General features: G+C 72.0%; 15 protein-coding genes and 1 riboswitch. All 15 genes read right to left on the bottom strand.

Translation table 11 applies throughout. The features are described 5' to 3' along the window. Positions 1-7: 7 nt before the first annotated feature. On the bottom strand, positions 8-652 hold the full coding sequence (locus tag ACIHAD_RS10855; RefSeq protein WP_397354162.1) for a nicotinamide riboside transporter PnuC: 645 nt from the start codon (positions 650-652) through the stop codon (positions 8-10). Then, entirely contained in the window at positions 649-1,239 is a 591-nt protein-coding gene (locus tag ACIHAD_RS10850) for a riboflavin synthase (RefSeq protein ID WP_397354161.1), read from the bottom strand. Before ACIHAD_RS10850 ends, ACIHAD_RS10855 begins: the two co-directional genes overlap by 4 nt. Further along, positions 1,239-2,411 (bottom strand): bifunctional diaminohydroxyphosphoribosylaminopyrimidine deaminase/5-amino-6-(5-phosphoribosylamino)uracil reductase RibD, encoded by a 1,173-nt coding sequence (gene ribD, locus ACIHAD_RS10845; RefSeq protein WP_397354160.1) that lies wholly within the window; start codon positions 2,409-2,411, stop codon positions 1,239-1,241. Before ribD ends, ACIHAD_RS10850 begins: the two co-directional genes overlap by 1 nt. A 104-nt stretch (positions 2,412-2,515) precedes the next feature. Continuing rightward, positions 2,516-2,646, bottom strand: a riboswitch (FMN riboswitch). A 77-nt stretch (positions 2,647-2,723) separates the two neighbouring features. After that, a complete protein-coding gene (locus tag ACIHAD_RS10840) occupies positions 2,724-3,536 on the bottom strand; it encodes an oxygenase MpaB family protein (RefSeq protein ID WP_397354159.1) in 813 nt (270 codons plus the stop codon). An 88-nt stretch (positions 3,537-3,624) separates the two neighbouring features. Then, positions 3,625-5,334, bottom strand: a complete 1,710-nt coding sequence (locus tag ACIHAD_RS10835) for an ABC transporter family substrate-binding protein (protein ID WP_397354158.1) — start codon at positions 5,332-5,334, stop codon at positions 3,625-3,627. Further along, complete coding sequence (locus tag ACIHAD_RS10830; protein WP_397354157.1) at positions 5,331-7,400, bottom strand: dipeptide ABC transporter ATP-binding protein; 2,070 nt, start codon at positions 7,398-7,400, stop codon at positions 5,331-5,333. The genes ACIHAD_RS10835 and ACIHAD_RS10830 overlap by 4 nt, the downstream gene beginning before the upstream one ends. Then, a complete protein-coding gene (locus ACIHAD_RS10825) occupies positions 7,397-8,236 on the bottom strand; it encodes an ABC transporter permease (protein WP_397354156.1) in 840 nt (279 codons plus the stop codon). Before ACIHAD_RS10825 ends, ACIHAD_RS10830 begins: the two co-directional genes overlap by 4 nt. Beyond that, entirely contained in the window at positions 8,237-9,214 is a 978-nt protein-coding gene (locus ACIHAD_RS10820; RefSeq protein WP_397354155.1) for an ABC transporter permease, read from the bottom strand. 687 nt (positions 9,215-9,901) lie between these two features. After that, positions 9,902-10,555: a ribulose-phosphate 3-epimerase gene (gene rpe / locus ACIHAD_RS10815; RefSeq protein WP_397354154.1), complete on the bottom strand. Its 654-nt coding sequence runs from the start codon at positions 10,553-10,555 to the stop codon at positions 9,902-9,904. A 111-nt stretch (positions 10,556-10,666) separates the two neighbouring features. Further along, a complete protein-coding gene (locus ACIHAD_RS10810; RefSeq protein WP_397354153.1) occupies positions 10,667-12,133 on the bottom strand; it encodes an RsmB/NOP family class I SAM-dependent RNA methyltransferase in 1,467 nt (488 codons plus the stop codon). Beyond that, complete coding sequence (gene fmt / locus ACIHAD_RS10805) at positions 12,120-13,049, bottom strand: methionyl-tRNA formyltransferase (protein WP_397354152.1); 930 nt, start codon at positions 13,047-13,049, stop codon at positions 12,120-12,122. Before fmt ends, ACIHAD_RS10810 begins: the two co-directional genes overlap by 14 nt. A gap of 2 nt (positions 13,050-13,051) precedes the next feature. Further along, positions 13,052-13,600 carry a peptide deformylase gene (gene def, locus ACIHAD_RS10800; RefSeq protein WP_189647963.1) on the bottom strand — a complete coding sequence of 183 codons (549 nt, stop codon included), beginning with the start codon at positions 13,598-13,600 and terminating at the stop codon, positions 13,052-13,054. A 38-nt stretch (positions 13,601-13,638) separates the two neighbouring features. Continuing rightward, positions 13,639-14,985 (bottom strand): hypothetical protein, encoded by a 1,347-nt coding sequence (locus tag ACIHAD_RS10795; protein ID WP_397354151.1) that lies wholly within the window; start codon positions 14,983-14,985, stop codon positions 13,639-13,641. A gap of 37 nt (positions 14,986-15,022) precedes the next feature. After that, the gene (locus ACIHAD_RS10790; RefSeq protein WP_397354150.1) at positions 15,023-16,492 is read right to left on the bottom strand and encodes a hypothetical protein; all 1,470 of its coding nucleotides are present in this window, start codon (positions 16,490-16,492) and stop codon (positions 15,023-15,025) included. 49 nt (positions 16,493-16,541) lie between these two features. Continuing rightward, complete coding sequence (locus ACIHAD_RS10785) at positions 16,542-19,355, bottom strand: primosomal protein N' (protein WP_397354149.1); 2,814 nt, start codon at positions 19,353-19,355, stop codon at positions 16,542-16,544. Positions 19,356-19,511 lie beyond the last annotated feature (156 nt).

The following is a 19,511-nucleotide window of genomic DNA, read 5'->3' as shown; positions in this document are numbered from 1 at the left end:
TCGTCGTTCATGCCGCTGCCACCAGTTCAGGACGGGCGGCGCGGTACTCGCGCAGCCACTTGGCGAAGCCCGTGAGGACCATGACGAAGAACACGCCGTAGACGGCGCCGGACACGTAGAGGCCGGACTTGAAGGTCACCGGCACGCCCACCAGGTCCACCAGCACCCACACGATCCAGAAGTCGACCAGCGCCCGGCCCTGCGCCCAGGTGGCGACCGCGCCGGCGACGAAGATGTAGGCGTCGGAGGCCACGACGGCCAGCGACGCCCCCGGGTACCACGACAGGTCGAACGTCTTGAACAGGGCCGTCACGGCCACGGTGCCCACCACGAGCGCCGCCAGCATCCGCCACCGCTCGCCGCCCGTGGCGGGCCGCACGGCCAGGGCGTGCTCCTGGGTGCCCTGCCGCCACTTCCACCACCCGTAGACGGCCAGCACGGCGAACAGGGCCTGCTTGAGCGCGTTGCCGGTGACGTGCGCGCTGATCGAGGCGAGGAACAACAGCACCGAGCCGGTGAACTGCACGGGCCAGGTCCACATGGACTTGCGCATCGCGAACGCCACCGTGGCCAGGGCGAACACGTTACCGGTCAGGTCCGTCCACTTCACCGGCCGACCGAAGATGTCAATCGATGCGTCCACCCAGCTCATCGGGTGCCCACCAGCCTCTCCACATACTTGGCGATCACATCGACCTCGATGTTCACCACGTCGCCCACCTGGCGGTCGCCCATGGTGGTCAGCTTCAGCGTGGTCGGGATGAGACTCACGCCGAAGCTTTCGTCGTCAACCGTCGTGACGGTCAGGCTGATTCCGTCGATGGCGATCGAGCCCTTCTCGGCCACGTACCGGCTGAGCGGGCCGGGGAGGGAGAAGCGCAGGTCGTCCCAGTTCTCGCCGGGGGCGCGGGACAGCAGGCGGGCGGTGCCGTCCACGTGGCCCTGGACGATGTGACCGCCGAGGCGCTGGTCGGCGCGTACGGACCGTTCGAGGTTGACCGCCGAGCCCGCGGTGAGGCCGCCGAGCGAGCTGCGGTCGAGCGACTCCCTGATGACGTCGACGGTGAACACGTCGTCCTTGACCTCGACGACCGTCAGGCAGACGCCGTTGACGGCGATCGAGTCCCCATGGGCGGCGTCGGAGGTGACGAGAGGGCCGCGTACGGACAGCAGGGCGCCGCCGCCCGCCGGCTCGATGGCGACGACTTCGCCCTTCTCCTCGATGATTCCGGTGAACATCACTTCTCCCTGCCTTGATGCGGAGCGGGCCGCGCGGTCAGCCGCAGATCCGGCCCGATGGGGGAAAACTCGTCGAAGGTGAGGCGGTGGGCGCCGCTGATCGTGGCGACGCCGGCCGGGCCGAGCGCGGCCCTGCCCTCGCCGAGGAGGGCGGGGGCGAGGTAGGCGATCACGCGGTCGATGAGGCCCTGCCGCAGGAACGCGCCGGCGAGGGTGGGGCCGCCCTCCAGGAACACGCTGACCACCTCGCGGGCGGCCAGCTCGCGCAGGAGGGCGTGCAGGTCGAGGCCGCCTCCGGGCTCGTGGCGGGGCAGGCGCAGCAGGCCGGCCTCGAGCCCGGTGCCGGCGTCGTCGGCGACGGCCACCAGCGTGGGGGCCTCGTCGTCGAGGACGCGGGCCGCGGGCGGAGTGCGGCCCTCGGTGTCCACGACGACCCGCAGGGGCGGCCGGGCACCCAGGGGCCGGTCGGCCAGCGGGGGGCTCCCGGCCAGCAGCGTGCCCGCGTCGCCCGTCCCGGCGCTCCCGGCCGGTTCGGGGAGGCGGACGGTGAGATGGGGGTCGTCTGCGAGCACGGTGCCGATGCCGGCCACGATGGCGTCGGAGGCGGCGCGCAGCCGGTGGACGTCGGCCCGCGCCTGCGGCGAGGTGATCCACTGGCTGGTGCCGTCGGCGGCGGCCGACCTGCCGTCGAGGGTGGCGGCGAACTTCCAGGTCACGTGGGGCCTGCCGAGCCGGGCGTAGGTGAGCCATTCCTCGTTGACCCGCTCGGCCGCCTCGGTCAGCACGCCCTGCGTCACGCTCACCCCGGCGTCCCGCAGCCTGGCCGCGCCGCCGGCGGCCTTCGGGTTGGGGTCGGCCACGGCGACGACCACGCGGGCCACGCCCGCGGCCAGCAACGCCCGGCTGCACGGCCCGGTGCGGCCGGTGTGGTCGCAGGGCTCCAGCGTCACGTACGCCGTGCCGCCGCGTGCCCGCTCCCCCGCCTGGGCCAGCGCCACGACCTCGGCGTGCGGCCCGCCCGCGTACGCGTGGAAGCCCTCGCCCGCGACCTGCCCGGCGGCCGAGAGAACGACGCAGCCGACGACGGGGTTGGGGCTGGTGCCGCCGTGTCCGCGCGCGGCCAGCTCGACGGCGCGCGCCATGTGCGCGGCGTCGGCGGCTGAGATGTCCACCCGGGTCTCCTACTCGCCAGTAGCTTCAAGCCACGGCGGGCCCCGGGGGTTTTCGGGTGCCGGCACGGCACCACATCAGGAGCCCGGCTGGGACGCCGGACACCTCGCGCGCTTCCTCCCATCCGGACTTTAACCGTCGGTCCCGGAATTTCACCGGGTCAACCGGCCGATGGCATCGGCCGGGTCGCGGACTGTAACCGCCGGTTCGGACTTTCACCGACCCCGGAGCACGCTAGCTCTCTTCTTGCACCAGTTTGCCATGCCGATTACGGAAAGCGCGACCGCCCCCGTGCTATTTGAACAAGCGCTCGCTCAAGCGGCCATCAGCTTGCGTGCCCGGCGGGCCGAGGGCGCGTAGCGGACCTGCGCGGGGACCAGGCCGATGCCGGTGTGCAGGGCGCGCAGCGTGGCCGAGGCCCACAGGTCGCCGACGGGCGTGGCGGGCAGGCCGTACAGGCGGCGGGCCCAGCGCGGCAGCGTGGCCAGGGCCAGCACGGTGAGGGCGGGCACCGCGGGCCGCAGCGCGGACAGCGCGCCGGGCAGCGGGGTGTGCAGCGACAGCCGCAGCGGGTGGGCGGCCTCCGGCACGAGCCGCAGCTCGGGACGCCGGGCGGCGATGTAGTCGCGCAGCTCGGCCACCGAGCCCGGCACGTCGTCCCCGCTCAGGCCCACGACCTCGGCGGCGCACCGCCACTCGGCGACGAACCTGTCGGCGTCGGCGTCGGACAGCCGCACGCCGGCGCGGCGGGCGACCGTCAGGTAGGAGTCGACCTCGCCGACGTGCACCCAGCGCAGCGCCTCGGGGTCGTCGAGGTGGTAGGTCTCGCCGGTGTCGGGATCGCGGGCGGTCAGCGTGGCGTGGATCCTGCGCACCCGGCGGCCGGCCCGCTCCACCTCCGCGCGCGTGCCGTACGTGCGCACCCGGACGAACTCGCTGGTCCGCAGGAAGCGCGCCCACGCCTCCGCCGGGTCGAGCAGCGCCGAGTTCTGCAGCACGCCGCGCATCGCCCTGGGGTGCAGCCCCTGCACCAGCAGCGCGCGGAAGCCGCCGACGAGCTGGATCGGCTCCCCCATCACCCGCCAGGTCACCGACTCGGGGCCGAAGATCCCATAGTCGTCGTCCATAAGTGAACAGTTACCCAGTCGGGCGACAAACCATGCCAAAAACCCCCGGCCGGGAACCGGCCGGGGGTTTTTGTCGAGGCTACGGAGATCAGCCGGTGAAGCCGATCGCCGTGTAGTCACGGGCCTGGTAGCCGAAGGCGCCGTAGTTGGCCAGCGTCTTCTTGGTCGCCTGGATGTCAGGACGCTGGTACAGCGGGATGGTGTGCACCTGGTCCCAGATCAGCTTGTCGGCGGCGTTGGCCAGCGCGTAGGCCTTGGTCGGGTCCATCTCGCTGACCGCGGCGTCGATCGCGGCGTCCAGCGCCGGGTCGCTGCCCTTGGGGAAGTTGGACTCGGAGCCCGACTTGTAGATCTGCGGCAGGCCACCGAGGGGCAGCGGCGTGCCGATCCAGGAGAACGGCACCAGGTCGAAGTCGCCCTTGATGATGAAGTCGGTGAAGAACTTGTCATCGGGGACCGGGCGGATCGTCAGCTTGATCCCGGCCTCCTTGAGCATGGCCTGGGTCAGCTCACCCTCGGTCTTGGCGTACGGCAGGCCCGCCGGGACGACGAAGTTCAGCGAGAACTCCTTGCCGTCCTTCTTGCGGACGTCGCCCTCCTGCTTCCAGCCGGCCGCGTCGAGCAGTTCCTTGGCCTTGGCCAGGTTGTACTTGCCCAGGTCGCCGGAGTTGTCGACGTACGCCTTGTGGTTGTTCATGAAGACGTGGTTGCCCAGCGTCTGCAGCGGCCAGTCCATGTCCTTGAGGTCGGACTGCGTGATCACGTCACGGTTGATCGCGTACTGCACGGCCTGGCGGACCGACTTGTCCTTCAGGAACGCGCTCTGGTTGTTGACGGTGATGTGCCGCCAGTTCGGGCTGAGCGCCTTGCGGACGTCGACGTTCGGGACCTCCTTGGCCCGCTTGAGGTCGGCCGGGCTGCCCGGCGGGATCTCCACCGCGTCGAGCTCACCGTTGGCGAAGGCGTTGACCTGCGCGGCGGGGGTCTCGATGGTCCGGTAGATGACCTTGTCGAGCTTGGCCTTCCTGCCCCACCACTTGTCGTCGCGCACCACGGTGAGGGTCTTGGTGCCCTCGTTGATGCTCTCGACCTTGAAGGGCCCGGCGGTGACCGGGATCTTCTGCAGGTAGTCCTTCTCGTACTTCTCCGGGGTCTCCATGTGGGAGGCCGGGTAGAGGTGCGGCGAACGGGAGAACTGGCCCTGCCACTCGGGGTAGTTCTTGCCGTACGTCACGATGGCGACCTTGTCGGTGTCACCCTTCGTGACCGAGTCGATGCGGTCCCAGCCGTCGGTGGAGGCCGGCTTGAACTTCTTGTCCTTGCCGCTGTTGGCCTTCCACGCCGCCTCGAGGTCCTTCCAGGTGATCGGCGTGCCGTCCGACCACTGGGCCTTGTCGTTCAGCGTGTAGGTGACGACCTGCTTGCCCGACGACAGGTCCATCTTGACGTCGGTGAGGTAGTCGGGGTTGGCCTTGAAGTTGGCCTCGGAGTCGGCGATCATCAGCTGCGGCATCAGCGAGTCGAGCATGTCCGCCGTGTCGCGCTGGTTGCCGTCGACGTGGTTGCCGTTCCACTGGCTCGGCCACTGGCCGACCGAGAGGGTGAGCGTGCCGCCGTCCTTGACCTGCTCGTACGCGACGGGGTTGATCGCGATGCCAGGGGTCTGCGACATCTGCTGCTGAGCCTGCTGCGACTGCTCGGCGCTCGGCTTCTTGGCCTCGCCGCCACCACCGCCACAAGCCGCCACGGCCATGGCGAGGACGGCGATTCCCGCCGCCGCCCGGTAACGAACCTTCACTTTTCCTCCTGATCGTCCGAGGCCGTGATGACCTCGACTTCCTCCGCGTAGTGGCAGGCGGCGCCGTGATCGACGGCGTTCGCGAGCCGGGCAACCGAGGGCTCTTCATCCACACAGCGCCGGCGTTCGGCCTCGGTGAGCAGGGCGAACTTGGGGCAGCGGGTGCGGAACCGGCAACCCGATGGCGGGTTGGCCGGGCTGGGCAGGTCGCCTTCGAGCAGGATCCGCTTGCGCGTGCGCTCCATCTCGGGGTCGGGCAGCGGGATCGCTGACAGCAGCGCCTGCGTGTAGGGGTGGGCGGGGCGGTCGTAGACCTCCTTGACCGTGCCGATCTCGGCGATCCTGCCGAGGTACATGACCGCGACGCGGTCGGCCAGATGCCGGACCACGGCCAGGTCGTGCGCCACGAACAGGTACGACAACCCCAGGGTGTTCTTCAGCTCGTCCAGCAGGTTGATGACACCGGCCTGGATGGACACGTCGAGGGCCGAGACCGGCTCGTCCAGGACGAGAAGCTTGGGCTCCAGGGCCAGCGCGCGGGCGATGCCGATGCGCTGGCGCTGGCCGCCGGAGAAGCTCTGCGGGTAGCGCTCGGCGTACTCCGGCGCCAGGCCCACCAGTTCGAGCAGCTCGGCGACCCGCTGCTTGACGTTCTTGCGCCCGTGGGCGCGCAGCGGCTCGGCGATGATGTCGCCGACCGGCATGCGCGGGTCGAGCGCCGCCATCGGGTCCTGGAAGACGATCTGCAGGTCGCCCCTGAGCGCCTTGCGCCCGGACGGGCCGAGCTTGGCGCTGTCCTGGCCGAGCACGACGATCCGGCCGCGCTGCGGCGGGGCGAGCTGCATGATCTGCTGCAGGGTCGTGGTCTTGCCGCAGCCCGACTCGCCGACCAGGGCCAGCGTCTCGCCCTCGGCGATGTCGAAGCTGATGCCGTCCACGGCGTGCACGGTGCCGACGCGGCGCTTGAAGACCGCGCCCTTCATCAGCGGGTAGTGCCGGATGAGGTCGTCGAGCTCCAGCACGGTCGCGCGCTGCTCGCGCGGCACGCGGACCACCTCGCTGACCGGGATGACCGGGACCGGGAACACGTCCGTGCCGGTCAGGCCCTTGTACTCGATCTCGCGGGAGCGGATGCAGGCCACGTGCCTGCCGCCGCCGACGTCGGTGAGCGGCGGCTCCTCGTCATCGCAGGAGTCGATCTTCATCGGGCAGCGCGGCGCGAACGGGCAGCCCGGCGGCAGCGCCGCCGGGGAGGGCGGGTTGCCCTCGATCGGCACCAGCGGCCCCTCCTCGCCGTCGATCCTGGGGATCGAGGCGAGCAGCCCCATCGTGTACGGCATCCGCGGCCGGTAGTAGATGTCGTCGACGTGGCCCTGCTCGACCGGCTTGCCGGCGTACATGACCAGCACCCGGTCGGCCATGCCCGCGACCACGCCCAGGTCGTGCGTGATCATGACGATGCCGGCGCCCGTCTCGCGCTGGGCGGTCTTGAGCACCTCCAGCACCTGGGCCTGGATGGTCACGTCGAGCGCGGTGGTCGGCTCGTCGCAGATCAGCAGGTCGGGGTCGTTGGCGATGGCCATGGCGATCATCGCGCGCTGCCGCATGCCGCCGGAGAACTCGTGCGGGAACGCCTTGGCGCGTACGTCCGGGTGCGGGATGCCGACCAGGTCGAGCAGTTCGACGGCGCGCTTGGCGGCCTTGTCCTTGCCCAGCTTCTGGTGGACGCGCAGCGCCTCGGAGATCTGGTCGCCGATCGTGTAGACGGGCGTGAAGGCCGACAGCGGATCCTGGAAGATCATGCTCATCGACTTGCCGCGGACCTTGACCAGGTCGTCTTCCTTCATCCCGATCAGCTCCTGGCCGTGGAGCTTGACCGAGCCGCTGATCTGGGCGTTGCGCGGGAGCAGGCCCATGATCGCCAGGGACGTCACGGACTTGCCCGAACCGGACTCGCCCACGATGCCCAGGACCTCGCCGCGGCCGACCTCATAGCTGACCCCGCGGACGGCCTCGATGCCGCCGGGGAAGGTCACGGTGAGGTCTTGTACCTCCAGGATGCTCATGAGTTGCTCCCCGGGTCGAGTGCGTCGCGCAGGCCGTCTCCGATGAGGTTGATGCTCAGCACCAGCAGCACCAGGAGCCCGGCAGGGAAGGCGAACAGCCAGGGATAGCCGGTGGCGTTGCGGGAGCCTTCGGCGATCAGCGTGCCGAGCGAGACGTCGGGAGGCTGGATGCCGAAGCCGAAGAAGGACAGCGCGGCCTCGCCGATGACCGCGCCACTGACGTTGAGCGTGGCGTCGATGATCAGCAAGGAGGACAGGTTCGGCACGATGTGCCGGAAAATGATCTTCCAGCGGGGGATGCCCATGTAGACGGCCGCCTGCACGTACTCGCGCTCACGGAGCGAGAGCGTCATGCTGCGCACCACCCTGGAGGTGATCATCCAGGCGAACGCCGCCAGCAGGACCACGAACCAGAGCCAGGAGGCGCCGCGCAGGCGCGGCGAGGCGATCGCGATGATCAGGAAGCTGGGCAGGACGAGGAGCAGGTCCACGCCCCACATGAGGACGCGGTCCACCCAGCCGCCGAAGTACCCGGCGAAGGCGCCGACCATGGCGGCCAGGCCGGTCGAGATGAGCGCCACGAGCAGGCCGATGATGATCGACTTCTGCATGCCGCGCAGGGTGACGGCGTACATGTCCTGGCCGATCGTGGTGGTGCCCCACCAGTGGTCGGACGACGGCGCCGACAGGAAGGACAGGAAGTCCTTGTCCGTCCAGTCGTAGGCGCCGAAGTAGGGGCCGATGTAGGCCAGCGCCACCAGCAGCAGGAGGGCGATGAAGCCGTAGCGGGCCTGCCGGTTGCGCAGCATCCGCCCGAGAACAACCTTGGAACGCACTTAGCTCACCCGCACTCGTGGGTCGAGGGCCGCCACCAGCAGGTCCGACAGGAAGCCGGCGAACAGGACGCAGACGGAGGCGAACATGCTGACCGCGGCGACCGAGTTCACGTCGTTCTGGTTGATCGAGTCGACCAGCCAGGCGCCCATGCCGTTCCAGGCGAAGATCTTCTCGGTGAAGGTGGCGCCGGTGAGCATCGTGCCGAAGGCGAAGGCGAAGTACGTGGCCGCGGGGATCAGCGCGGTGCGCAGCGCGTGCTTGATCAGGGCCGTCCTGCGCCGCAGGCCCTTGGCCATCGCCGTGCGGACGAAGTCCTGGCCGAGCACGTCGAGCATCATGTTGCGCTGGATGCGGCTGTAGAAGGCGATCGAGCCGAGGCTGAGCGAGATGGTCGGCAGGATCAGGTGGTTCAGCCGGTTGGTGAACTGGTCCCAGCCGGACAGCTTGGGGTTGTACTCGCCGGTGAACTCGATCAGCGTGAAGCCGAGCCCGCGGTTGAGGTTGTAGGCGCTGATCGCCAGCAGCGTGGCCAGCACGAACACCGGAATCGCCATGATCACGAACGAGCCGACGCCGATCACTCGGTCGGTTATCCGGTATTGCTTGATCGCCGACAGTGCGCCGAGCGCGACTCCGAAGACGAACCCGAGGATCGTGCCGACCAGCAGCAGCCGGAGGCTGACGGAGATCCTTCGGCCCATCTCGTCGTTGACCGAACCGCCGTTCCAGGTCTTGCCGAAGTCACCCGTGACCACGCCCTTGGCCCAGGTCGCGTAGCGCTCCAGGACGGGCGTCTTGTCGTTGAGGTTGTAGCTGTCGAGGGTGGCGTCGATGACTTCCTCGGCGACGGGAGGCTGGCGGCCTTCATACGCGCCGCGGGGGTTCATGGTCGTCGCGGCGAGCATGTAAGCCAAGCTTGCCGCGATCGCGACCAGGATCAGATTGATCGCCAACCTGCGGAGCAGGTACTTGCCCATTACCCTCCGTTCGCACTGAACGAGGGCCCGGAAACCCCGGTAGGAGAAGACCCCCGCAATGGAAAAAGACCGTCTTACGCCGCGAAAACTCATGACGTGGAACGGCGATCAAAACGCAGGATATCTAGCCAAACATCACAGTCAGCAATAGTTCGACATAACGGTAAGGTCACTACGCCTGATGGTGGCTCGGTGATGATCAGGGGCTATCAGGGGGTTTGACCTGGGGAAATGCGGCTTACCAAGATCGGTAACCCGCGCTATCGGATCAGGCTATGTCACAGAATCCTGACAAAAAATAACCCAATCCCGAAGTGACGGACGTCATACTGATCAATAGGTTGGGGATTGAAATTTCGCGACGTTGCGGCTTTTGATCTCAGGCGGGTAACCGAAGTGGATCGGTTCGAGGGCAGGCTGCCGCCCGCCCCGGAGGCGTCCCCAGGACGATCACCCCACGCTCACGCTCCGCTCACCACCCGCGCCCCGCCGGACCGCCGGCCGCCCGGGAGCGTCATACACCGGGCCTTGCACCGCCGTCTCCACAGACGGGTACCGCGCCTCGGCCGGACGCCGCCTGCATGCCGCCGCACCGGGCCGCGCACTTCCCTGGTGCCGGCGCGCGCTCCACGAGGCGCGGAGGGGCCACGGGAGTGCGCGAGCACGCCCGTGGATGAGAGGGTGAGGTCAGCGGGCGGCGGCGGCGCGCAGGGAGTCGATGGCCGCCACCGGGTCGTCGGCCCCGTAGACGGCGCTGCCGGCCACGAACACGTCGGCGCCCGCCTCCGCACAGCGCTCGATCGTCTCGGCCGTCACGCCTCCGTCGACCTGGAGCCAGACCGACCCGCCGTGCCGCTCGATCATCGCCCGCGCCGCGCGCACCTTCGGCAGCACCATGTCGAGGAACCTCTGCCCCCCGAACCCCGGCTCCACCGTCATCAGCAGCATCATGTCGATCTCGCCGAACAGCCCCTCGAACGGCTCCACGGCCGTGGCCGGGTTGAGCGCGAGGCCCGCCCTGGCGCCGAGCGACCGGATCTCACGCAACGTCCGCACCGGCGCCTTGGACGCCTCCGCGTGGATGGTCACGCTGCCCGCCCCGGCCTCGGCGTACTGGGGGGCCCAGCGGTCGGGGTCGGCGATCATGAGATGGCAGTCGAGGGGCGTCTGCGTGGCTTTGCGGAGGGATTCCACCACGGGCAGCCCCAGGGTGAGATTGGGCACGAAGTGGTAGTCCATGACATCCACGTGCAGCCAGTCGGCGTTCGGCACTGCGGCGGCCTCGTCGGCCAGCCGCGCGAAGTCGGCGGCGAGGATGCTGGGCGAGATCTGTACGGCCATGATGCGCCAGTCTATTGAACCGCCCGATCCCCCCGGACGCCCCCTCCCACCACGCAATCAGCCGGGGGGAGGAGCCCGGACGCCCTCTCCCCCCACGCAGGCGGCCAGTGGTCAGGGGCGTTTGCGGAGGAGGGCGAGGAACATGGCGTCCGTGCCGTGGCGGTGCGGCCAGAACTGCGCGTGCGGGCCGTCGCCGAGCCCGTCGGCCTCCGGCAGGTAGTCACGCGCGTCGAGCTGCTCCACGTCGTCCCTGCGCCTCATGACGTCGCCGACCACGACGCGCGTCTCGGCCAGGTGCGGCGAGCACGTCACGTACGCCACCACGCCACCCGGGCGCACGGCGTCGAGGGCCGTGCCGAGCAGCCGCCGCTGCAACGCGCCCAGCTCGGCGATGCTTGCGGGGTCGCGCCGCCACCGGGCCTCCGGACGCCGCCGCAGCGCGCCCAGCCCCGTGCAGGGTGCGTCGAGCATCACCCGGTCGAACACCCCGGGCCGCCAGGCGGGTTCGGTGCCGTCGGCGGTGACCACCGAGGCGTTCCTGGTGGTCTGCCAGACCAGCCGCGCCCGGTGGTACTGCACGTCGGCGGCCAGCACCCGGGCCCCGCCCGGGAACGCCACCCCGCCGCCCGCCGCCGGGCCGTCGCCCGCGCGGCGCTCGCCGTCGAGGCCCGCCAGGTCGCCGTACGTGGCGACGGCGTCGAGCAGGCCCGCCTTGCCGCCCGGCCCGGCGCACATGTCGAGCCAGAGCTCGTCCTCGCCCTCCAGCGGCACCCGGGTCAGGGCGAGCGCCACGAGCTGGCTGGCTTCGTCCTGGACGGCCGCGCGCGTCTCGGCCACGGCCTCGATCTGCCCGGGATCGCCCTCGCGCAGGTAGGCCGCGTACGGCGAGTAGCGGCCGGGATCGGCGCCGGCCTCGGCCAGCTCCTCCACCGAGCTGCGCCCCGGCCGCGCGACCAGGGTCACCAGCGGGCGGACGTTGTCGGCGTCGAGCAGGTCGGCCAGCTCGCCGCCGCCGCCCAGCGCGTCGCGGAAGGCGGAGACGATCCAGCGGGGATGGCCGTAGGCGACGGCCAGGTGGCCCACGGGATCCTGGTCGGCGTCGGGCGCGACGATGGGGATCCAGTCCTCCAGCTCGCGCGAGCTGATCTTGCGCAGCACCGCGTTGACGAACTTGGCCGCGCCCTGGCCGACGCGCAGGCGTACGAGATCGACGGTGGTGCCGACGGCGGCGTGCGGCGGGACGCGCATGCGCAGGAGCTGGTGGGCTCCCAGCCGCAGGGCGTCGCGCACGGCCGGGTCGGGCGCCCGGTCGCTGCACATCTCGATGATCGCGTCGTAGGTGCCGAGGCCGCGCAGCGTGCCGTAGGCCAGCTCGGTGGCCAGCGCCGCGTCGCGCCCGCGGATGTCGCGCTCGCGCAGCAGGCGCGGCAGGAGCAGGTTGGCGTAGGCGTCGCGCTCGTCGACGGCCCGCAGGAGGTCGAAGGCGGCGTTGCGGGCGTGGTCACGGGCGGGGCGGCGGGGACGGCTCGCTCCGCGGGGCTTGGTGCCCGTGGGGCCGCCCCGGTCACGCGAGGACATCGTCACCCGCAAGCCGGACGCCGCGCGCCCACTCGACCGCGTCCATCGCCCGCTTGCCCTGCGGCTGCACCTCGCCCAGCTCGACGGGGTCGGTGGCGGTGCCGACGAGCACGAGGCTCTTCGTGGCCAGGATCCGGCCGGGCGCGAGCCGGTCGGCCTGGACGGCGACCTTGGCCGGGCCGAGCTTCACCCGCTGGCCCCTGAACTCGCTCCACGCCCCCGGGCCGGGGGTGCAGGCGCGGATCAGCCGGTCGACCCGCATGGCGGGCTTGGACCAGTCGACCCGCGCGTCGGCGACGTTGATCTTGGGCGCGACGGTCACGCCGTCGAGCGGCTGGGGACGGGCCTCCAGCGCGCCGTCCTCGACGCCGTCGAGCGTGGCGGCCAGCAGGCCGGCGCCGGAGACCGACAGGCGTTCGAGGAGGGAGCCGCTGGTGTCGTGGGTCAGGATCTCCTCGGTGACGACCCCGTAGACCGGGCCGGCGTCGAGCTCCTTGACGATCTGGAACGTCGTCGCGCCGGTGATCTCGTCGCCGTGCAGCACCGCGTGCTGGACGGGCGCCGCGCCGCGCCAGGCGGGCAGGACCGAGAAGTGCAGGTTGATCCAGCCGTGCCGGGGCACGTCGAGCGCCGACTGCGGCAGCAGCGCGCCGTAGGCCACCACCGGGCAGCAGTCGGGCTCCAGCGCGCGCAGCGTGTCGAGGAAGGCCGGGTCGCCGACCTTGGCCGGGCGCAGCACCTCGATGCCGGCCTCCTCCGCGAGCTCGGCCACCGGCGAGGGGTGGACCTTGCGCCCCCGCCCGGACTGGGCGTCGGGACGGGTGATGACGGCCACGACCTCGTGCCGCGGTGAGTCGATCAGCATGCGCAGCGACGGCAGCGCCGTCTCGGGTGTGCCCGCGAAGACCAGCCGCATCGTCAGAGCGCCCTTCCGCCGGTGGCGTGCGGCGACATCCTGATCACGGGGGCGGACAGGCCGCTCCACTCGGCCTCGCGGATCGCCTTCATGGCCAGCTTGCGCTGCTTGGGGTCCATGCGGTCGATGAACAGGATGCCGTCGAGGTGGTCGGTCTCGTGCTGGAAGCAGCGGGCCATCAGGTCGGTGCCCTCCAGCGTGACCGGCTCGCCGTGCATGTCGACGCCCTTGGCCACGGCCCGGACGGCGCGCGGCGTCGGGTAGGACAGGCCGGGGAAGGACAGGCAGCCCTCCTCGCCCTCCTCGTCGAGGTCGGCGGACAGGTCGAGGTCGGGGTTGATGAGGTGGCCGAGCCGGTCGTCGACGTAGTAGGTGAACACCCGCAGGCCGACGCCGATCTGCGGGGCCGCGAGGCCCGCGCCCGGGGCGTCCATCATCGTGTCGGTGAGGTCCTTGACCAGCTTGCGCAGCTCCTTGTCGAAGTCGACGACAGGGGCCGCCGGGGTGCGCAGCACCGGATCTCCGAACAGCCGGATCGACTGGATCGCCAAGGGGCTCACTCCTGTTCTCGAACGTGGATCAGCCCAGTTTACCGGCGGTGGGCCGACGGCCGGTCGTGCCGCAGGGAGCGGGCCTTCATCGCGGCCTTGCGCGCCGCCTTGGCCACCGCCCGGTCGTCGTGGGCGCCGGCGAGCATGTCGAGCACGGCCAGCGTGTCGGGATGGCCGACCGCGGGCATCTCGCCGACGAGTTTGATCAGGTCTTCGCCCGGCTCGGGCATGTCGAGGCGGCCCGCGGCCGGACCGGACAGGTGCATGAGCGCGGCGAGGTTGTCGACCGCGATCCAGGTGTGGTCCTCGGGGCTGAGCGGCGGGGCCTCCAGGTCGCGGATGTGCAGCCAGGAGGCGGCGTAGCGGCGCGTCAACGGGTGGTCGAGCGCCCGCCGCACGGGCTCCTCGGCCTCCGGGCCCAGCTCCTCCAGGATGGCGCCGACCGCGCCGCGCTGCCCGGCGGTGCCGGAGGCGGCGATCTCGATCAGCTCGCGCGCGGCCGCCTCGGGCGGCCGGCGCTCCAGCCAGCCCGCCACGGCGCTCTGCGTGGCCGTGCCCTTCACCAGCGCCTCGACCAGCTCGGCGGCCGACAGGTCGGCGAAGACCTGCACCTCGGCGGCGGTGGGCGCGTCGTGGCCCTCGCGCAGCAGGTCGCGCCGGACGGCCCAGACCCCGAGCGGGGTGAGCGCCGTGCGCCCGGCCTCGGTCTGCTCGACCAGCCCGCAGTACGCCAGCAGCGACACCGCCTCCAGCAGCTCGGCCGGCAGCGCGGCGGCCAGCCTGCGCATCTCGACCGGGCCCGGCGCGCAGGCGACCTCGTGCGACTGGAGGATGCCCCTGGCCAGATTGCCCACGGCCACGCCCGAGCGCACCGAGTAGATCGTGGCCAGCATCTCGGCCAGGTGGTCGTCGACCACGGCCGAGCCGGTCAGGCCGTCGTCGGCGCGGTCGAGGACGTCCATCACCACGCCGTCCCAGAACTCCAGCGTGGCCTCGACCGTGAGCTGCATCGACAGCGGGCCGCGCGAGGCCCGGCCGCCGAGGATGCGCAGCAGGCCGGTGTTGACCGCGACGATCCAGATCAGCCGCAGCCGGGATTCCTGGAGCCCCAGCTCTTCGACGGCGGCCCTGGCGTCGGACTCGCCGAGCATACCGTCGGCGCCCACCTCGCGGCTGCCCGTCCAGGCGGTCAGGCGGATGGCGTCGGCGACGAGCGGCACCGCGGGCACCGCGCGGGCCAGCTCGGCGTCGCTCGCCAGCAGGACGGGCGGGAAGGTCAGCGCCTCGTGCTCCACGGAGGTCTCCTCAGGTGGCCGTGAGGGCACGGCGGCCTGCTCATCGATCAGCTTGCGCAGCTCGGCGAGGTCGAAGACGTTGTTTGCCACCCAGGAAACTTACTGCACAGCAGTCACAAGGACGTACTCAACGGATGGCCCGGGAGCGCGCCTTGAACGCCGCCTTGCGCGCCGCCTTGGCCACCGTGTCGTCGGGGATGGAGCGTCCGAGCAGCTCCAGAACCTCGACCACGTCGGGGTGGTCGACCCGCCACATCTCCTCGATGAGGTGGGCCGGCGGACCGGACGCCGCCATGTTCTCGGCGAAGATCTCCGGATCCTCCCGCGCGGCCGGCATCGCCAGGGCGAGCATGTCGACGCTGACCCAGAGCAACTCGTCCTGGGTGAGCGGCGGCGCGCCCAGACCACGTGCGGCCAGCCAGTGTATGACGTGCGGGCGCAGCTCCTGGTCGTCGAGGTGGTCGCGGACCTGCGGCTCGGCCTCCGCGCCGAGCCGGTCGACGATGGTGACGGCGATTCCGCGGGCCACGGCGGGCGCGCCGGAGGCGGCGGTCAGCAGCTCGGCCGCGGCCTCGCCCGCCGCCCGGCCGGACAGCCAGCGCGAGATGTCCTGCTCGGCCAGCTCGGCGGGCAGCCCTTCGAGCAGCCCCTCGATCAGGCCGCGCGCGTCGGCCTCGCCCAGGTCGGGGGCGATGGGGGCGTCCATGCCGAGTGAGAGGTAGTGCTCGCGCAGCCCCCAGACCGCCAGGGGTGTCAGCTCGGCGGCCTCGCCGGTGAGGCGGACCATGCCCCACCCGGCCAGCCGGTCGAGCGCCCCGCCCACGTCGACGCCGCCCTCGCCCGAGACCTCCTCCAGGTAGTCGGCGACGACCTGGAGCGGCACCGGCGCCTGGAGGCGGTAGAGCATGTCGAACAGGTCGTAGAGCCCCTCGTCGAGCTCGGCGTGGCCGGTGATCTCGCCGCCGGTGTCGTCCTCCAGCAGGCGGGCCACGGTCCCGGCCCAGGCGCGCAGCGGCTCGCCGTCGGCCGGTGGCGGGCCGCCGGGCAGCTTCGGAACGGTCCGCAGCGCCTCGGCCAGCTCCTCCTCCGAGGCCAGCCGCACGGCGGGCAGCGGGGTGCAGCCCGGACAGTCGCAGGGCGCCTCGCCCAGGTCGGGCAGCTCCCCGGACGGGATCGGCACCGCCTGTTCGAGCGATTCGGGGCCGATCGAGCTGAACAGGCTCTTGGCCATGCCGAAGTTGGCCGTGTCGGCCAGGGCCTCGGACATGCGGGGGCCGATCTCGTCGAGCCGCGCCCGCATGCCGGCCACGGTGTCCGGACCGGCGTGCCCGGCGTCGCCGAGATAGTCGACCAGCGTACGGGCGGCCGCCACGGTCTCGGCCGCGCTCTCGGGCGGCGCGATCACCTTGCGCGGGTAGATGGACAGCAGCAGCTCGTCGAAGGTCTCCGGCGTGAAGTCGCGCAGTTCGTTGACGTTGAGATAGTCGCTGGCGTAGTCGCAGAGCAGGCGGACCTCGTCCGCGTCCACCTCGACTTCCCGCGCGCGCCCCCATGCGCGCAGGTCGTCGATGGCCTGGTTCACCCATTCGATCGACACAGGGGCACGCTAACGGCTGACCAACAGATGAGCGAATCGGGGAAACGGTCTAAATCAGGTCGAGTGGGTCGACACTCACCCTCACGACATCTGGCGTCTTACGCGCCGCACGCACCCCACTGGCCCCCTTGAGCGCGGCCGACAACGCCGCCCCGCCGCCGCGCCGTACCCGGATCATCGCCCGTTCCAGACCCGACTCGTCCACGGGGACGGGGCCGAGCACCTGGGCGTCCGGCGGGAGGCGTACCTCGTCGAGCATCTGCCGCACGGCGCTCGCCGAACCCGTCAGCGTCGCCATCCGCACCGCGGGCGGGAACCCCAGCTCGGCCCGGTCGCCCAGTTCGCGTTCGGCGTGCGTGATCGGGTCCCACCGCAGCAGCGCCTGAACGGAGGGCAGCCCGGCGTCCCCGAGCACCACCAACTCGGCGGACGGCCGCAGCAGCGCGGCTGCGTTCATCCACCGGCGCAGGGTCTCCTCCCCCGCCCGCAGGTCGGCCCGTCCCAGCAGCGCCCATCCGTCGAGCAGGACGGCCGCCGCGTAACCGCCCTCGGCCACGGGCTCGGCGCCGGGCGTGGCGACCACGAGGGCGCGGGCGGCGGGCACGCGGGCCAGCACGCCGTCCCGGCCCGAGGTGCGCACCGGCACCGACGGGAAGGCCCGGCCCAGCTCCTCCGCGGTGCGCCTGGCCCCGGTGACGACCGCCCGCAGGCGGGGGCTGCCGCAGGACGGGCACCGCCAGTCGGCGTCCACCCGGCCGCACCAGCGGCAGTAGGGAGCGGCGTGCCCGGCCCTGAGCGCGAGCGGCCCATGACACAGCGACTCCCCGCCGCCGTACGCGCCGGGCCCTTCCGGCATCCCGCCCATCCCGTCCGCGGCAGGCGGCAGCGCTCCGCCTCCTGTCCCGGGCGCCGTCGAGCCGCCCGGTACCTGAAAGGGCAGGCCCAACGGGACCGGCCCGGACGCCGTCACCAGCCCGGACGCCGTCACCGGCATGGCGAGCGGCTCCCCGGCGACCGGCGTTGGCCCGCCCTGCCCCTCGCCCCCGCCGCGCGCTCCCGCGTCACCGCGGACACCCGCCCCACTGCGTGCTCCCGCCTCGCTGCGGGTGTCCGCCTCGCCCCGGGCGGCCGTGGGCGCGCCGGCGGCGGTCAGTGGTGCGGCGAGGTGCGGGGCGATCCTGGTGGGCGGCAGGACGCAGCGCGCCGGGGCACGGCAATGGCGGCAGGCCAACGCCGGCAGGTAGCCGCGCCTGGGCACCTGCACCAGCACCGGCCCGCTCTCCAGCCCCTGGCGCAGCGCCCGCCAGGCCAGGCTGGGCAGCCTCGCCTGCCGGGCCGCCTGGTCCTTGGCCAGCTCGGCGTCCTCACCGGCGGGACGCACCCGCGGGGCCAGGCTCCTGATCACTGCGCGGGCGGCCACGATCGGCCTTGCCCAGCGCGTGGCGATGAGCTGGGTGGCCTCGGCCGTACGCGCGTAGCCGCCGATCAGCATGGCCGCGCCCGTCCGGTGGGCGCGCAGGCCGAGGACCTCCCGGGCGTGGGGGTAGGGGGCCAGGCGTTCGGCGTGCAGGTCGTCGCCGTCGTCCCAGATGGCCACCAGGCCGAGATCCGCCACGGGGGCGAACATGGCGGCCCGCGTGCCCACGACGGCGCGTACCTGGCCTCTGAGGACCTTCAGCCACCGCCTGTACCGCTCGGCGGGGCCGAGGTCGGCCGTGAGCGCCACGTGCCTGCCGGGGCCGAGCAGTCGCTCGAACTCGGCGTCCGCCAGCGCGACGTCCTTGCCGTCGGGTACGACGAGGACCGCTCCGCGTCCGCCGTCCAGCGTCGCGAGCACCGCCTCCGCCATGGCCCCCGTCCATCCCGTGGCCCCGGGCAGCGCCGACCACACGGCCCGGGGGGCACGACCGTGGCGCAGCGCGTCCAGGAACGAGGGCCCGGTCGGATAGGCGTCCCAGGCACTCCTCCGTCCCTCCTTCGCAAGCTCCGAGACGCCCCCCTGGCCCCCGACCGCGCCCGCCGAGGCCCCCGGCTGCCCGCTTCGAGTCGGCGTGACGGCGCCGGCGTTGGCGGCGCCGGCGGCGCCGACATGGGCGGCTTCGGCGTTGGCGGCGTCGACGTCAGCGTGGGCGTCGGCGGCTGTGGTGGCGTTGACGTCAGCGGCAGTGTCGGCGGCCTGCCGTTCCTCGACCTCGTTCACCTCGCCGAACGTCTCCCCCACCAGGCCATCACCCGTCGCCGCCTCTTCGACCACGGCCGACGGTGAGCCCGCCACCTCGGGACCTTCCGGTGCACCAGCCGCTTGGACGACGCCGGAAGACGCGCTCGGAGCCACTCGATCGACGGCGGGGGACGCGTTCTGAGCCGCCTCGCGGGAGGGCGCGCGAGACGAGACGGGCGGCGGAGCCGGGTCGGCGGGAGGCGGGACCTCGGCTTCGGCCTTGGCGTGACGCGGCGGGACGGCCAGGCGGAGCACGTCGGTGAGAGTGCCCGCGTAACGGTCGGCCACCGCCCGCGCCAGACCCGCGATCTCCGGCGTGAGCACCTGCTCGGGAGAGACCACCCGTTCCAACGGGGTCAGCTTGCCCTCGTGCTCACTCTCGTCCACCCGCTCCAGCAGGAACGCGTCGATCAGCTTGCCCGCGAACCGCACCCGCACCCGCACCCCCGGCCGGGCCGCCTCGTGCATGGCGGCGGGCACCAGGTAGTCGAAGAGACGGTCGAGATGCGGCAGCGGGCTGTCCACGACCACCCGTGCCACCGGCCGCTCGGGGGCCGCGACCACCGCCCCCTTGGTGTCCTTGGACGACGCCGGGGGCCGCACGGCGTCGAGCGGCAGAAGGGCGTCGTCGGAGTGGGTCACGCACTAACGTCTACCAGACCCCGCGCCCCGCCATCCCCACACCGCCGACGCACAGCCCCACACCATCACGACGACCGGCCCCTTCGACCACCCGCCCCACGACCAGGCGACCCACCAGCCCGAACGCCCCCGGCCGGGCTCCAGGCACCGATCACA

The sequence above is a fragment of the Nonomuraea sp. NPDC052265 genome (assembly GCF_044547985.1).
In the GTDB taxonomy this organism is placed as follows: domain Bacteria; phylum Actinomycetota; class Actinomycetes; order Streptosporangiales; family Streptosporangiaceae; genus Nonomuraea.
This window is presented reverse-complemented; position numbering and strand designations above follow the sequence as displayed.